General features: G+C 67.0%; 14 protein-coding genes. 8 read left to right on the top strand and 6 right to left on the bottom strand.

Annotated features, from left to right (window positions below; all coding sequences use genetic code 11):
* Window positions 1-45: 45 nt before the first annotated feature.
* Entirely contained in the window at window positions 46-465 is a 420-nt protein-coding gene (locus ABR323_RS16155) for an Imm70 family immunity protein (protein ID WP_439450029.1), read from the top strand.
* A gap of 10 nt (window positions 466-475) precedes the next feature.
* Here the strand turns inward: ABR323_RS16155 and ABR323_RS16150 are convergent, their stop codons facing one another.
* The gene (locus tag ABR323_RS16150; protein ID WP_439450028.1) at window positions 476-1381 is read right to left on the bottom strand and encodes a LysR family transcriptional regulator; all 906 of its coding nucleotides are present in this window, start codon (window positions 1379-1381) and stop codon (window positions 476-478) included.
* 128 nt (window positions 1382-1509) lie between these two features.
* Between ABR323_RS16150 and ABR323_RS16145 the strand changes: the two genes are divergently transcribed.
* A complete protein-coding gene (locus ABR323_RS16145) occupies window positions 1510-2613 on the top strand; it encodes an alkene reductase (protein ID WP_439450027.1) in 1104 nt (367 codons plus the stop codon).
* Window positions 2614-2659: 46 nt separating this feature from the next.
* On the opposite strand, the gene ABR323_RS16140 is transcribed toward ABR323_RS16145, so the two are convergent.
* Window positions 2660-3229: a hypothetical protein gene (locus tag ABR323_RS16140; RefSeq protein ID WP_439450026.1), complete on the bottom strand. Its 570-nt coding sequence runs from the start codon at window positions 3227-3229 to the stop codon at window positions 2660-2662.
* 34 nt (window positions 3230-3263) lie between these two features.
* Window positions 3264-3794, bottom strand: a complete 531-nt coding sequence (locus ABR323_RS16135; RefSeq protein WP_439450025.1) for a hypothetical protein — start codon at window positions 3792-3794, stop codon at window positions 3264-3266.
* Window positions 3795-3929: 135 nt separating this feature from the next.
* Between ABR323_RS16135 and ABR323_RS16130 the strand changes: the two genes are divergently transcribed.
* On the top strand, window positions 3930-4346 hold the full coding sequence (locus ABR323_RS16130; protein ID WP_439450024.1) for a VOC family protein: 417 nt from the start codon (window positions 3930-3932) through the stop codon (window positions 4344-4346).
* A 12-nt stretch (window positions 4347-4358) separates the two neighbouring features.
* Here ABR323_RS16130 and ABR323_RS16125 read toward each other — a convergent pair whose 3' ends face one another.
* Window positions 4359-5054 (bottom strand): DAPG hydrolase family protein, encoded by a 696-nt coding sequence (locus ABR323_RS16125; RefSeq protein ID WP_439450023.1) that lies wholly within the window; start codon window positions 5052-5054, stop codon window positions 4359-4361.
* Window positions 5055-5130: 76 nt separating this feature from the next.
* On the opposite strand from ABR323_RS16125, the gene ABR323_RS16120 reads away from it, so the two are divergent.
* A complete protein-coding gene (locus tag ABR323_RS16120; protein WP_439450022.1) occupies window positions 5131-5793 on the top strand; it encodes a TetR/AcrR family transcriptional regulator in 663 nt (220 codons plus the stop codon).
* 72 nt (window positions 5794-5865) lie between these two features.
* Here the strand turns inward: ABR323_RS16120 and ABR323_RS16115 are convergent, their stop codons facing one another.
* The gene (locus ABR323_RS16115) at window positions 5866-6750 is read right to left on the bottom strand and encodes a LysR family transcriptional regulator (RefSeq protein WP_135275078.1); all 885 of its coding nucleotides are present in this window, start codon (window positions 6748-6750) and stop codon (window positions 5866-5868) included.
* A 107-nt stretch (window positions 6751-6857) separates the two neighbouring features.
* On the opposite strand from ABR323_RS16115, the gene ABR323_RS16110 reads away from it, so the two are divergent.
* Both ABR323_RS16110 and ABR323_RS16105 read left to right on the top strand, forming a co-directional pair.
* Window positions 6858-7916 carry an NAD(P)-dependent alcohol dehydrogenase gene (locus ABR323_RS16110; RefSeq protein WP_439450021.1) on the top strand — a complete coding sequence of 353 codons (1059 nt, stop codon included), beginning with the start codon at window positions 6858-6860 and terminating at the stop codon, window positions 7914-7916.
* 91 nt (window positions 7917-8007) lie between these two features.
* On the top strand, window positions 8008-9264 hold the full coding sequence (locus ABR323_RS16105; RefSeq protein ID WP_439450020.1) for an NnrS family protein: 1257 nt from the start codon (window positions 8008-8010) through the stop codon (window positions 9262-9264).
* 67 nt (window positions 9265-9331) lie between these two features.
* Here the strand turns inward: ABR323_RS16105 and ABR323_RS16100 are convergent, their stop codons facing one another.
* On the bottom strand, window positions 9332-10696 hold the full coding sequence (locus ABR323_RS16100; RefSeq protein WP_135275081.1) for a glutamate--cysteine ligase: 1365 nt from the start codon (window positions 10694-10696) through the stop codon (window positions 9332-9334).
* A gap of 151 nt (window positions 10697-10847) precedes the next feature.
* Between ABR323_RS16100 and ABR323_RS16095 the strand changes: the two genes are divergently transcribed.
* Together ABR323_RS16095 and ABR323_RS16090 are read left to right on the top strand one after the other, a co-directional pair.
* A complete protein-coding gene (locus ABR323_RS16095) occupies window positions 10848-11552 on the top strand; it encodes a VIT1/CCC1 transporter family protein (RefSeq protein ID WP_439450019.1) in 705 nt (234 codons plus the stop codon).
* Window positions 11549-12373, top strand: coding sequence for a helix-turn-helix transcriptional regulator (locus tag ABR323_RS16090; protein WP_439450018.1), 825 nt, complete (start codon window positions 11549-11551; stop codon window positions 12371-12373). The genes ABR323_RS16095 and ABR323_RS16090 overlap by 4 nt, the downstream gene beginning before the upstream one ends.
* The last annotated feature ends 53 nt before the right edge of the window (window positions 12374-12426 follow it).

Raw genomic sequence — 12426 nt, 5'->3', positions numbered from 1 at the left:
CAATACCCTGCGTGCAGCTCCGGCCAGTCATTGGGGTTCACGCGCATGACGGTCGGCATCCGGCTTGGACAGATCACCGATGAAATAGGAAGTCGCAACGTCCTGTACGCATTCTTCTCAACCATCGCAGGAAATCTCGAACCGGATGGATGGGGAAGCCGATTCCCTATCCTCATGAGGCAGCTATATGCGGGTAGACTGCAGCAATCAGATGCTGCCGAAGCGCTGGCCGAACTGCATAGGGTCCGTTGCGAGCTGGCCGAGCTTCCGCCGGCCCGTGTCATCTGGTCGTTCGAGGAACGAATCCAGCGTCCACCGTGTGGAGACGATATCGCTCCCGACATCGAAAGCCTGGCGACCTACTTCGTCACCGCACATGGGCGCGATCTGATTGCGCTTCTGGCTGAGGTGTTCGAAGCACTTCAAGAAGGCGAAGACACGTCCGCACGGATCGTTGCCTATTGATGCCATCGGCTCAATCAAACAGGCCTTGTTCCGCCAACCGGGTCAACTCATCCACCACGTAGCGCACCTTCGGCCGCAGGTGCCGGGTTGGCGGCCACAGCGCATGGATGTCGATGTGCCGCTGCATGTGCGCGTCCAGCACCGATTGCAGCGCGCCGGAATCCAGATGGCGGCGTACCAGTGAAATGGGCATCTGGCAGATACCGAGGCCAGCGATGGCCGCTTCGATCACCGCATCGCCATCATTGAGTTGATAGGGCGCACTGGGAATGAACGTTCCGTCGTCCTGCTCGCTGCCGATCCGCCACCAGACCGGTTGGCCATGGCGGAAGCCGACGATGCTGCGGTGCTGCGCCAGTTCTTCCACCGTGCGCGGCACGCCGTGTGCCTGCAGGTACTCCGGTGATGCGCAGGTGACCAGCCGCTGGCGACCCAGCCGCCGCGCGACCAGGTGCTCTGCATGATGCAGCCCGCCGAAGCGGATCAGCAGGTCGATGCCCTCTTCGACCGGATCGACGAAGTGATCGGTGAAGGTCATCGTCAACTGCAGGTCCGGGTACTGCCGGCACAACCGCAGCAGCACCGGCAACACCACCAGCCGCCCGAACGAGGACGGCATGTCGATGCGCAGCCGCCCGCTGGGCAGGCCGGCCGAACCCAGGCAGGCCTCGGCCGCGGAGATCTCTTCCAGCGCCGCCGCACACGAGGCGTAGTACGCCTCGCCGTCGGTGGTCAGCGCGATGCGCCGCGTGGTGCGGTGGAACAGGCGCACCCCCAGCCGCGTTTCCAGCCGAGCGATGGCCTTGCCCACTGCCGAGCGCGAGATGCCCAGCGCGTCGGCAGCTTCGGTGAAGCTACCCGAGCGTGCGGTGGTGACGAAGGTCACCAGGCCATTCAAGGATTCCAGCGGCAGCATCGTTCGCACCCTATTGGGGACAAATAGTCCCGCACAAAGGGAGATCGAAGCGCTTTATGCATCCACATGTCAACTCCATCCTGTGTGCATCGCGCCGCTGGCGCCTCCCCCGCACCGAGATGACCGATATGACCGCCGCCCTCTTCCGCCCGTTCGACCTGTCAGGAACCGCCCTGCGCAACCGCATCGCGATGGCCCCGATGACCCGTGCCCGCAACCCCGGCGCCGTGGCCAACGCGCTGACCGCCCAGTACTACCGTCAGCGCGCCAGCGCCGGCCTGATCATCAGCGAAGGCACCCCGGTCTCGCCGCAGGGCCAGGGCTACATCGACGTGCCGGGTATCTGGTCGGCCGAGCAGGTCGCCGGGTGGAAACTGGTCACCGAGGCCGTGCATGCCGCGCAGGGCACGATCTTCGCCCAGCTCTGGCACGTCGGCCGCATGTCGCATTCCTCGCTGCAACCCAACGGTGGCCAGCCGGTCAGTGCCGGCACCCGCCCGGTCGCCAGCGCACCGAAGAACACCTCGTTCGTCTATCTGGACGACGGCAGCCGCGGCCACGCCGACCCCACCCCGGCGCGCGCACTGGAGACCGCGGAGATTTCCGGCATCGTCGACGATTTCGTGCGCGGGGCGGACAACGCCATCGCCGCCGGTTTCGACGGCATCGAGCTGCACGCGGCCAACGGTTACCTGTTCGAACAGTTCCTCAACCCGCTCATCAACCAGCGCGATGATCGCTACGGCGGTTCGCTGCCCAATCGTGCGCGCTTGATCCTGGACACCGTCGATGCAATGGCCCAGCGCATCGGCGCGCATCGCATCGGCGTGCGTCTGGCACCGAACAACCTCACCTTCGACATGCCGTTCTACCCCGACAACGAAGCCACGTATCTGTACCTGGCCGAGGAACTGGGCAAGCGCGGCTTGGCCTATGTGCACCTCAACGACAACCTGCAGGCGGGGCAGTCGGTGCTGGGCGAGGCGTTCCTGCAGCAGTTCAAGCAGGCCTACGGTGGCACCGTGATCCTGGCAGGTGGCATGACCCGCGGGCGCGCAATGCAGCTGGTCGAAGCCGGCACCATCGACCTGGCCGCGTTTGGCCAGCCATTCATCGCCAACCCGGATCTGGTCGAGCGCCTGCAGCACGACGTCGCACTGGCCATGCCCGACCGCAGCACCTATTACGGTGGCGGCGAAGCAGGCTACCTCGACTACCCGCGCGCGCAGTAGTTCCACGCCATGCGTGGAAGCGGTGCGCCCCTCGCCGCGGAACGCGTTACGGCGCCTTCTCGACCTTGGTCGCATCCGAGTCGAAGGTCAGCACACGGGTGCTGATCTCACCCTTGGCCGAGTCCTTGCGGCTCAGCTCCAGCCGCCCCTGGTTGCCCTGCGCCACCAGGCTGGCGGCAAAGCTGCCCTCGTTGGAGAGCGCCGTGATCACGGCGGTGCCATCGGGCGCGACCCTCATGCCCGCCCGATCGCGAACCTTGTAGCCCACGCCAACCGGTGCATCCAACGCCATTACCGCGCTGCCATTGGCCATGGTGCCGATGCCACCGCGCTCATCGCCCTTCGCGTCGTAGATCGTCATGCCCGTTGCGCGTGAGTTGCGGGCAATGTCACTGGCATCCTCGGCAATCTGCACGCGCGTGCGCCCTTCACTGTCGAGCACGGTCAGCTTGTAGGTACGGATCTCCGGCACCACGCTGGCATCGGGCGTGGCCACGCTGGTCCCGATCAGGGCCAACGATGCGCCGAGCACGAGCATCGAGGCCGCCAGCAGATTCCTGTGGCGCAGCCTGTGCTCCAGGCGTTCCAAGCGTACGGCTATATCCTGCTCACGCATGTTGCGCTCCTTGGTTGGGTCTGTGGTTGTTCCGTCACCTGCCATGAGCCTCTACGTGGATCACACGGGTGGATGCTCCGCCTTCGGCGGCGTCCACACGGCTCAGTTCCAGCTGCCCTTCCGCTCCCTGCGCGACCAGCCTGGCGGCAAAGCCTCCGGCGTTGGAGAGGACACCAATGAGTGCCGAACCGTCCGCTCCCACCTTCATCCCGGCGCGATCAGACACGCGATAGCCAACGCCGCGCGGCGCATCCAAGGCAACCGTGGCACTGCCATCGTCGGCGGTGACCATGCCCCCGCGCTCCTGTTCATTGCCATCGAAGATGATCAACCCCGCCACCCGGGCGTTGCGCTTGATGTCCAGGTCCGGCGCGTCCTCGCCGATTTCCACGCGCTTGCGTCCTTCGTGATCAAGCACGATCAGGCGTTGGGTGCGAATCTCGGGAACGATGCCGGCCTCCGGGCTGGCAAGACCGCGACCGGCCAGCACGGTCGATACCAACAGAACGGGCGTTGCCACCAGCAGCCAGGGCCATCGGCCTGCCCGCTGCTCCAGCGTGCGCACTCGTGCTTCCAGGTCCCGCATGGAATCCTCCCTGGCATCGAGGCCACCGTTCGAAACGACGATGGCACTCCGGTTTGGGACTACAGTTCGATCCTAGACGGCATATCCGTGCCCAACAACATGACGAAAGTCCCCATGAACTCCGTCACCGCTCCGTTCATCATCAATATCGACGTGCCCGACCTTGCAGCGACGGAAGCCTTCTACACCGAAGCCTTCGGCCTGCGCATTGGCCGCCGTCTCGGCCCGGGCGCCGTGGAGCTGCTCGGCGGGCCCACCCCGCTGTACCTGCTGCAGAACGCGGCCGGCAGCGCCGCCACCGAAGACGGCGACGTGCGCGACTACGAGCGTCATTGGACGCCGCTGCACCTGGATTGGGTGGTGGATGACATCGACGCCGCGCTGGTACGTGCGGTTGCGGCCGGGGCAACGCTCGAACAGCCCATGCGCGAGCGTCGTTGGGGGCGCATCGCCGTGCTGGCCGATCCGTTCGGCCACGGCTTCTGCCTCATCCAGTTCAGTGGCGAAGGCTACGACGCGCTGGTCGAATGACCGGCGCATCGTTCACCACGGCAACGGCACCGCTTCGCCGTTGGCGCGCTCGCCGTAGTACAGCGACGGCAACAGGCGCGAGAGGAAACTGAACTCCGTGTAGCAGTGCTTGAGCAGGCCCAGGCCGACCGCATCGCCGGCATCGCGGTGCGGATCGGCGCTGTCCAGGCCGAGCACGAAGCGGCTGCGCAGCACACAGCCAAACGGCGTATCGCGCGCCACGTGCAGCATCTGCCCGTCGCAGGGATCACCGTTTGCATCCAGGCGTACGTGGTCGCCAAAGCCGATGCGCGCGGCGATCACCGCCGATACATCGCCTGCATCCTGTGCCGCCTGCAGGCGCTCGGGCACCAGCAGCGTGCGCGGGTCATGGAACTTCAGGCGCGCCGCCACCGGCGGAATGTCGGCCAGCGATTCCACGGCATGGATGCTGGCGCCGTGGTAGCTGCGTCCACGCTGCCAGGCCGCGTCCCAGCCGCGATGCTCGACATGATCGACCGGATGCCACCAGCGGATGTGCTGGGTGGTCTCGAAGAAGGTGAACCACCAGTCCAGCATGCGGCCCTTGCAGCCGTGCAGATCGGTGCGCACCGCCACCAGCAGGGTGCCGTCTTCGCGGCGCTGGATGCCGGTTTCCAGGCGCATCGGTGCCGGCTCCAGCAGATCGTGGTGGTCCAGCCAGGCGCGGGCGTTCACAGCGGTATCCATCGGGGTCTCCTGCGGTGTTGGGAGGCCTGATAATATGGAAACGATAAACGTTTCGCAATTAGCCGGATGCGGTAAGATGGGCGCAATGAACAGCACCACCCTGCCCGAGCCCACAACACCAACCCGTCGCCGCGGCCGCCCTGCGCGCCCCGAAGCCGAGGTGCGCCACGCGGTACTGCAGGCCACCCTGGAACTGCTGCTGGCACAGGGTTACGAGGCGACCACCATCGAAGCGGTGGCGGCGCACGCCGGGGTGGCGAAGAAGACCGTGTACCGTCACGCCAGCAACCGCGAGGAACTGGTTGGGCTGGCGGTGCGCGAGTGGACCGACGGCTTCGCGCCACAGTTGCAGCGCGATGCGCGCAATGCCGAAGAGGTCGTGCCACTGCTGGAGGACATCCTGCACGCAGTGTGCGCACAGGCGCTGTCGGCGCAGGCGGTGCAGGTGTTCCGCCTGCTGGCCACCGATTTCCCCGGCAAGGACGCGCTGCTGCAGGCCTATCTGGACAACGGCATTGAACGCGGCCGTGCGCTGCTGGCCGACTGGCTGGCGCGCCAGCAGCAGCGTGGGCTGCTGCGCGAAGGAGACCCCGTGCGCATGGCGCGATTGCTGCTGGCGATGGCCGTGGCCGAGCCGTTGCGCGAACGCGTGATCGGTGTGGTGGCCGAGGATGCGCCGGTGGAGGTGCATCTACGTGATTGCCTGGCGTTGTTGGGGCCGGTGTTGCAGGGGGCGTAAGGTTGCTCCATCCACGCGTGGCGTGGATCTACCGGCCGATCCCGATTCGTTGGTCGGCACTCCTGCAGCAACTCACTCCCGCAGCATATCCACGAACGCACGCAGCGCACCGGGCATCTGCCGCTGTTTCGGGTAGTACAGCGCGAAGCCGGCAAACGGTTCGCTCCAGTCTTCCAGCACCGCCACCATCTGGCCCGAATCGATGTACGGCCTTGCCGTGTCTTCCAGCACGTAAGCCAGGCCGATGCCATCGAGCACCGCGCCGACCACGGTGCCTTGCTCGCCCAGCGTGAGCCGTCCGGGTACGTCGATCTCCAGCGCCTGCCCACCGCGCTCGAACTGCCACTTGTACAGATGCCCGCTGGCGAAGCGGAAGCGGATGCATTCGTGCGCAGCCAGGTCCCGCGGATGCTGCGGTGCCGGGTGTCGCCGCAGGTAGTCCGGCGAGCCGACAATCAGCCCGCGCAGCGGTGGCCCCATCGGCACCGCCACCATGTCCTCGGGCACGAACTCGTGCAGGCGCACGCCGGCGTCGTAGCCCTCGGCGACGATGTCGACCAGGCCATCGTTCTCGGTCAGCTCCACCCGCACATCGGGATGGGCGTGCAGGAAGCGCGCCAGCCGTGGTCCCAGCTGTGTTGCCACCGCCGCACGGGTGGCGTTGATGCGCAGCAGGCCGGCCGGGACGGCGCGGAACTGGTTCATCTCTTCCAGCGCGTCGTGCACCTGGCCCAGCGCGGGCTGCAGGCGTTCCAGCAGGCGCTGCCCGGCCTCGGTCAGGGCCACGCTGCGGGTGGTGCGGTGGAACAGGCCCACGCCCAACCGTTCTTCCAGCGCGCGGATGGCATAGCTCACCGCCGAGGTCGACAGCGCCAGCTCGGCGCCGGCACGGCGGAAGCTGCGGTGACGGGCGACCGCAGCAAACGCGGCCAGGTGGGTGAGATTGTCAGTGGCCATGATTGTGCAGTTTCACTTGATGAATCATGCCGATATCCGCGCTTCTGGCTACAGGGTACGCGGCGTATTGTAAAACGCCTTTCGACAAACCCTGCCAAGGATTCCCCATGTCCCTCGCCCGTGGTTACGCCGCCCATACGCATACCGACCCGCTGGTGCCCTTCGAGTTCGAACGCCGCGCGGTCGGCCCGGACGATGTGCGCATCGAGATCCTCTACAGCGGCATCTGCCACTCCGACCTGCACCAGGCCCGCGACGACTGGGGTGGCTCGATCTACCCGATGGTGCCCGGCCACGAGATCATCGGCCGCGTGACCGAGGTCGGCAGCAACGTCACCCGCTTCAAGGTCGGCGACCACGCCGGCGTCGGCTGCATGGTCGACTCGTGCCGCCACTGCGACGCCTGCGAGCACGACCTGGAGCAGTACTGCGCCGAAGGCGCGACCTGGACCTACAACGGCCGTGAACGCGAAAGCGGCGCGCCGACCTACGGCGGCTATTCCGACCACGTGGTGGCCGAACAGCGCTTCGTGGTGAAGGTGTCCGAGACCCTCGACCTGAAGGCCGCCGCGCCGCTGCTGTGCGCCGGCATCACCACCTGGTCGCCGCTGCGCCACTGGAAGGTCGGCCCGGGCCAGAAGGTCGGCGTGATCGGCCTCGGTGGCCTCGGCCACATGGGCGTGAAGTTCGCCAAGGCACTCGGCGCGCACGTGGTGATGATCACCACCACGCCGGAAAAGGGTGCCGACGCCAAGCGCCTGGGCGCCGACGAAGTACTGGTCTCGCGCGATGCCGCCCAGATGAAGGCGCATGCCGGCAGCTTCGATTTCCTGCTCAACACCATCCCGGTCGGCCATGACACCAACCCGTACATGGGCCTGCTCAAGCGCGAGGCCACCATGTGCCTGGTCGGCGTGCTGACCGAGCTGGACCCGCCGCTGACCGGCGGCAGCGTGATCTTCGGCCGCAAGCACCTGACCGGCTCGGCGATCGGCGGCATGGCTGAAACCCAGGAAATGATGGACTTCTGTGCCGAGCACGGCATCGTCAGCGACGTCGAGATGATCGACATCCAGAACGTCAACGAAGCCTGGGAACGCATGGCGAAGAACGATGTGCGCTACCGCTTCGTGATCGACATGGCGACGATGAAGAACGCCACCTGATCGATCGGCGACGGTAAACGAGGAACCCCGGCCTGGCCGGGGTTTCTTATGGTCGTGCCGGCCGCTGGCCGGCACGACCCATGCATTGGGCATGACGAAGGTCAAGGAAGCGGCCACCGCCCGGGCGCAGACTCCCCGCATGGCCCGCCTGCCCTCCCCTGCGATGCTGATGCGTGCGCCGCACCGGCTGTTGTTCTTCATCGGCGCCAGCAACCTGCTGCTGGCGATGCTGTGGTGGGCGCTGTGGCTGGGCGCACTGCGCGGGCTGTGGACACCGCAGGCGCCGCCGCTGCCACCGGCCTGGCTGCACGCGCTGCTGATGCAGTACCTGGTGCTGCCCAGTTTCATCTTCGGCTTCCTGCTCACCGTGTTCCCGCGCTGGATGGGGCAACCGGAACTGCCGCGCCGCCGCTATGCGCCGGTTGGCATCGGCCTGTTCGGCGGACAGGCGCTGCTGATTGCCGCCGCCTGCGGATGGACACCCGGGCTCTGGCCCGGCCTGCTGCTGGCACTGGCCGGCTGGAGCACCGGGTTGATCGCGCTTGGACGCGTGCTCAAAGCCGCCGGCCCCAACCGCAACTGGCATGCGCGCGCCTGCTATGCCGCACTGCTGCTGGGGTGGCTGGGGCTGCTGCTGTTCATGGCAGTGGCGCGCGGCCACGCCACGTTGATGCCCGTCACTGTGGCGCTCGGCACGTTCGGCGTGCTGCTGCCGGTCTACCTGACCGTCGCACATCGGATGATCCCGTTCTTCGCCAACAACGTGGTGGACGGCTATGTGCCGTGGCGGCCACTACGTTGGCTGGCCGCGATGTGGGCGCTGTTGATGCTTCGCCTGCTGTTGACCGCGTTGCAGGTGGACAACGCGCTGTGGCTGGCTGATGCACCACTGTTGATGCTGTCGCTGCAGGCGCTGTGGCACTGGTGGCCACGCGGGCCGATGCCGGGCCTGCTTGCCGCCCTGTTCCTGGCGCTGGCGTGGCTGCCGATCAGCTTCGGGCTGTACCTGCTGCAGGATGTCGGTCATCTGCTCGGCCATCCGCAGCTGCTCGCCCGCGCGCCGCTGCATGCCCTCGCCGTGGGCTTGTTCGGCAGCCTGCTGGTGGCGATGGTGACCCGGGTCACTCAAGGCCATTCCGGGCGACCGCTGGTGATGCCGGCAGTGGCCTGGTTCGCATTCGTCGCGCTGCAGGCGGTGGCGATCATGCGCATCCTCGCCGAGCTGATGCCCGATGCCTACGCCTGGCATTTCGCCGCCGCCATCGGCTGGCTGCTGGCCTTGGCACCGTGGGTGGCACGGCTGGGCTGGATCTACCTGAGCCCACGGCGCGACGGCAAGCCGGGCTGACTGCATCGCCAGGCAGGCCACGTCCATCGGTAGCGCCGGGCCATGCCCGGCGTCCAGAACACTCCAATCAGTACGCGAACTCGCGGAACACCGGGTCAACGTCGCCATGCCAGCGCCCATGGAACAGCGCCAGCTTGCGTTCGGCCGGGGTCAGGCCGGACTCGACGATCTCCTGCAGCACGTCCAGGAACTTGCTTTCGTCCTGCCCATCGGCATTGCGCGCCGCACGACGCTTGAGGCCTTCCACGGAAATCTTCACCGCTTCGCGGGCCAGGTCGCGCACGCTGCCAGTGCGGAACGGCAGGTTCATCGCATGCTTCGGCACCCCGTCGCGCAGCGCATGGCGCTCGGCCAGGCTGAAGTCACGCACCAGGTCCCAGGCGGCATCCAGCGCAGTGTCGTCGTACAGCAGGCCGACCCAGAACGCCGGCAGCGCGCACAGGCGGCTCCACGGACCGCCATCGGCGCCGCGCATTTCCAGGTACTTCTTCAGGCGCACTTCCGGGAATGCAGTGGTGGTGTGGTCCGACCAGTCGCGCAGGGTCGGCAGCGCCCCCGGCAGCACCGGCAGCTTGCCCTGCATGAAATCACGGAAGCTCTGCCCGCTGGCATCGTGGTAGATGCCGTCGCGGTAGGAGAAATACATCGGCACGTCGAGCAGGTAATCGACATAGCGCTCGTAACCGAAGCCATCCTCGAAGACGAAATCCAGCATGCCGGTACGGTCGGCGTCGGTATCGGTCCAGATGTGCGAGCGGTAGCTCAGGTAGCCGTTCGGCTTGCCTTCGGTGAACGGCGAATCAGCAAACAGCGCGGTGGCAATGGGCTGCAGCGCCAACGACACGCGGAACTTCTTCACCATGTCCGCTTCGCTGGCGTAATCCAGGTTCACCTGCACCGTGCAGGTGCGGGTCATCATGTCCAGGCCCAGCGAACCGACCTTGGGCATGTACGAACGCATGATCTTGTAGCGGCCCTTCGGCATCCACGGCATCTCATCGCGCGTCCACTTCGGCTGGAAGCCCATGCCGAGGAAGCCCAGCTGCAGTTCGCCAGCCACCTGTGCCACCTCATTGAGGTGCGTGCCGGTTTCCACGCAGGTCTGGTGGATGGTCTCCAGCGCCGCTCCGGACAGTTCCAACTGACCGGCAGGTTCCAGCGTCACCGAGGCGCCATCGCGCAGCAGGGCGATCGTGTTGCCATTCTCCTGCACCGGTTCCCAGCCGAAGCGCACCAAGCCCTTGAGCAGCGCTTCGATGCCGCGCTCGCCCTCGAAGGTCGGTGGGCGCAGGTCGTCCAGGCGGAACCCGAACTTCTCGTGCTCGGTACCGATGCGCCACCGCGAACGGGGCTTCTCGCCGGAAGCGATCTCCGCCACCAGCTGCGAGCGGTCGGTAATGGGTGTATCGGCGACGTGGCTGGGGCTCGACAAAGGGAGGACTCGCTGGACAGTGGCAGGGGATGTGGGGCTGAGGGCCTTGCATCGCAAGGGCGCACTATAGCGTGGCACTCCGCCACGTCATGCGACGGTGACGGGTTTCAGCATCCTACCGACGCCCTCTTGACCCTCGTACACTCAAGGCATGAGCCGCCATTCACGACACCCCGAACTGCACCGCTCCGAGCGCGTCGGCTGGCTGCGCGCCGCGGTACTGGGAGCCAACGATGGCATCGTCTCGGTGGCGGGTCTGGTCGTCGGCGTGGCCGCCAGCGGTGCCTCGGCCAGCACAATCCTGGCCACCGGCGTGGCCGGTACCGTGGCCGGCGCGATGTCGATGGCCGCTGGCGAATATGTCTCGGTGCAGACCCAGGCCGACACCGAAGACGCCGACCTGGCCATGGAGAAGCGTGAACTGCACGAAGACCCGCACAGCGAGCTGGAGGAGCTGACCGCGATCTACCGCCATCGCGGGCTGGAGCCGGCGTTGGCGCGCCAGGTTGCCGAACAGCTGACCGCCCACGATGCGCTGGGTGCCCACGCACGCGACGAACTGGGGATCACCGAAGAGCTGCGCGCCCGTCCGCTGCAGGCGGCGATGGCCTCGGCCGGCGCCTTCACCTGCGGCGCCGCGCTGCCGGTGCTGACCGCGCTGCTGGCACCCATCGACAAGGTGGCGATGATGACCACGGCCAGTACCCTGCTGGGCCTGTGCCTGACCGGCGCAATGGCCGCCCAGGCCGGCGGCGCTTCGCCTGTGCGCGGCGCGATCCGGGTCATGTTTTGGGGCGCATTGGCGATGGCTGCGGCCGCCGGCGTCGGTCGCCTGCTCGGTGCGCACGTGACATGACCAGCATGCTGCCCCCGGCCACCGCACTGCTGGCCGAGATGGCCAGCCTGGCGGGCTGCGAGCGCGCCGAAGGCTATGCCTGCATCACCGCACGCCGTGAGCATGGCGCCAGCTCGGTGGAGATTCCGCAACCGCAGTTCGCGATCCTGCTGGAGGGCCGCAAGCAGGTGCGTACCGCACACCAGTCTCTGGAGTTCGTTCCCGGCGACATCCTGCTGCTGACCCAGCGCTGCCGCATCGACGTGGTCAACAGCCCCGACCCACGCAGCGGCCGTTACCTCAGTGCCATCGTGCCGCTGTGTGCCGAAGTGCTGGCAGCCGCACGCACGCTGTGGAGCGAGGAGCTTCCCGCCCCCGGCCAGGCGATGGCGCGACTGCCGTTGATCGACCATGGCGTGGTGCTGCGCCAATGGCGCCAGTCGCTGCAGGACGGCCGTTACAGCGAAGCACGATTGGCCTTGGCCTCGCTGGTACTGACCCTGTGCCGGCAGGGCCACGGCAACCTGCTGCTGCCGCAGGCACCGAGCCTGGGCGAACAGATCCGCGACCGCATCGCCGCCGAGCCGGCACGCGACTGGCAATCACGCGATGTGGAAGCGCAGTTCGCGTTGAGCGGCGCGACCCTGCGCCGCCGCCTCGCTGCCGAGGACACCAGCCTGCGCCAGCTGCTTACCGAGGCACGGCTGGCGCATGGCATGCAGCTGCTCTACACCACGGACCTGCCGTTGAAGACCGTGGCCGCACGTGCGGGTTACCGATCTGCGGCGAGTTTCAGCAAACGCTTCGCCGAGCAGTACGGGCTGGCTCCCACAGACATTTGAGGGTGTTCGGCAGGGCTGCGCCCTGCACCCGCCGAAGCGAGTGCAAGAGCCGG

This window comes from Stenotrophomonas sp. ATs4 (assembly GCF_051861585.1).
Taxonomy (GTDB): Bacteria; Pseudomonadota; Gammaproteobacteria; order Xanthomonadales; family Xanthomonadaceae; genus Stenotrophomonas; species Stenotrophomonas maltophilia_AS.
Note: the sequence above shows the minus strand (reverse complement) of the source record. Positions and strands in the feature narration are given on the sequence as shown.